Origin of the sequence: Holdemanella sp. MSK.7.32 (assembly GCF_024460475.1) — a bacterium.
GTDB lineage: Bacteria > Bacillota_I > Bacilli_A > Erysipelotrichales > Erysipelotrichaceae > Holdemanella.
Map to the genome: position 1 here is coordinate 1 of NZ_JANFYN010000093.1, position 2,565 is coordinate 2,565.

A 2,565-nucleotide genomic window follows, 5' to 3' on the forward strand; every position below is an offset into this window, starting at 1 on the left:
GTAAGCGCCAAGTAATATGCTGGATTGAAAATTATTTCAAAAAAATCGACAATTATATAGAACATTAGAGTTTTTAGAGTACAGTCTAAAAACTCTATAAAATGATTGGAGATGATTAGATGAAATTAGAGGATTTAACGCCCAAGCAGAGACTGAAGGCGGAAAAGTGGCTGGCAATCATTCGTGAATGTATAAATAGTGATTTATCAAATGAAGTATGGTGTGAACAGAATAACGTTAATATTAAAAGTTATTACTATTACCTAGCAAAACTAAGAAAGATGGCAATTGAACAGATTCCATACAAAAAAAGAAATAATGTACTGCCTCTGGTTCCTGAATCAAATGATATTGTAGAAATACAGGCTTCTCAATCTACTCCTGTATGCATGTCTTCTTCAGTAATGACAATTTGTCAAGGAAACACAAAAATAGAGATCAATTCTAATTGTCCTGAATGGATGATCCAGGAGCTGTTGAATAAATATGTTAGGTGATATTTCTAAAGCAGAACATATCTATATTGCCTGTGGATATACAGATATGAGAAAATCGATCGACGGGCTAGCTGCTATTGTACAACAGAATTTCAAGCTGGACCCATTTTCGAATTCACTGTTTCTCTTTTGTGGAAGGAGCAGCACAAAAATGAAAGTCTTGTACTGGGAAGGTGACGGATTTGTTCTTTTGTATAAGCGGCTTGAAAATGGAAAGTTCATATGGCCAAGAAATAAAGATGAAGTAATGAAAATAACAGATCAGCAGTTCAGATGGCTTTTAGAAGGACTTAAAATAGAGCAGCCACGAACAATAAAAAAGAGTAATAAAAGATGTGCTATTTAGCTTTATATTAAGGATATTTTGTATTAAATATGGTATAATATAGACAGTTAGGGAGTGCTTCGAATGATTGAAAATGCAGGTATCGACTACAAAGAATTATATCTACAGATGCAGTCAGCAGTTGTAGCACTATCAAAGGCATTGGAAGAAATCCAAAAAGAAAACAAGAATCTAAAGGAAGAAAATGAATATTTAAAGCGCAAGCTGTTTGGAACAAAAAGTGAAACATCAAAGTCACTTGGTTTTGAGCAGCTTTCTCTTTTTGATGAGGCAGAAGCAGAAGCAAATCCAGACGAAGAACAATTTATTCTTGAAGAAGTTAAATTCAATAAAAAGAAAAAGTATAAAGGGCAGTTGGATGATAAATTATCTAAACTGGCACATATCGAAGTTATTATGACGCTTCCAGAATCTGAACTTGTATGCCCAGTCTGTAACAGTAAACTTGTCCCTGTCGGAAAGAAATTTGTTCGACACGAAATTGAATTTGTACCAGCCAAGTTAAAAGTAAGAGATGTATATACAACGACATATGAATGCAGAAAATGTCGTGCAAATGGAAAGAGTGTTATGAAAAGTCCTGGAATTCCAGAACCTGTCATTCCACATTCTTATGCCTCTGCTGAAAGTGTGGCTTTCGTTATGAAACAAAAGTTCGTAAATGGCGTTCCACTCTATAGACAAGAATCCGAATGGAAACAAATGGGTCTGGATCTTTCAAGAACGACAATGGCCAACTGGATCATATATTCAAGTGAGCACTGGTTAAAACCACTGACAGACAGAATGCATGAAATCCTGCTTGAATCAAAACATGCCCATGCCGATGAAACACCTGTTCAAGTTCTAAATGAACCTGGTAAAAAGGCAACAACGAAATCCTATATGTGGGTATATTCAAGCATCAAAGAGAGTGCATATCCAATCCGACTATTTGTATATGCACCAAACAGATGCGGATATAATCCACAGATATTCTTCAACGGTTTTCACGGAACTGTTATATCAGATGCATATTCCGGATATAACAATATAGAAGACTGTGTCAATGCATACTGCTGGGCACATGCAAGAAGAAAGTTCAGAGACAGCCTTCCAAATGATCTCGAAAATGCAGAAAATACGCTTCCGATTATTGCGATGAATAAGATCAAGAAACTCTTCGCAATAGAAAAAGAAATAGAAGCATTGTCTCCTGATGAAAAGGTCAAAATACGTCAGCTAAAGTCAAAGCCATTAATAGACGACTTCTTTTTATGGTGCAAATCCAATCAAAATGCCACAGCTAGTGCAAAACTGAGCAAAGCATTCAAATATGTAATGAATCATGAAGAAGGATTGAGACAATACTTATATGATGGATATATTCCAATGACAAACTCATTAGATGAAAGAGTAATTCGACCATTTACGACAGGAAGAAAGAACTGGTTGTTCTCGACAAGCGTATCAGGAGCAGAATCAAGTGCGAATGCATACAGTATAATTGAAACAGCAAAAGCAAATGGATTGGATCCATATAAATATTTGACAACAATATTTACATATCTTCCAAGCCAAGATCTAATCAAAAATCCAGAAATAATAGACGAGTTTCTGCCATGGAGCGAGTTCGTACAAAAGAACTGTAAATAAAAGAATCAGCATACCATTTTAGCAATGTTCAACTGATTCTTTTTCATTTATTTAACTACATCATTTTATTTGGCGCTTACTTTTTAA

3 protein-coding genes are annotated in these 2,565 nt (G+C 35.1%); all 3 read left to right on the plus strand.

All coding sequences use genetic code 11. The features are described 5' to 3' along the window. The first annotated feature begins 119 nt into the window (after window positions 1-119). The 3 genes from NE544_RS11875 (at window position 120) to NE544_RS11885 (ending at window position 2,478) form a co-directional block, all read left to right on the plus strand. Window positions 120-497, plus strand: coding sequence for a hypothetical protein (locus NE544_RS11875; protein ID WP_256269482.1), 378 nt, complete (start codon window positions 120-122; stop codon window positions 495-497). Beyond that, entirely contained in the window at window positions 487-843 is a 357-nt protein-coding gene (gene tnpB / locus NE544_RS11880) for an IS66 family insertion sequence element accessory protein TnpB (protein WP_118116703.1), read from the plus strand. The genes NE544_RS11875 and tnpB overlap by 11 nt, the downstream gene beginning before the upstream one ends. 63 nt (window positions 844-906) lie before the next feature. Then, window positions 907-2,478: an IS66 family transposase gene (locus NE544_RS11885; protein WP_256269483.1), complete on the plus strand. Its 1,572-nt coding sequence runs from the start codon at window positions 907-909 to the stop codon at window positions 2,476-2,478. Window positions 2,479-2,565: the final 87 nt, after the last annotated feature.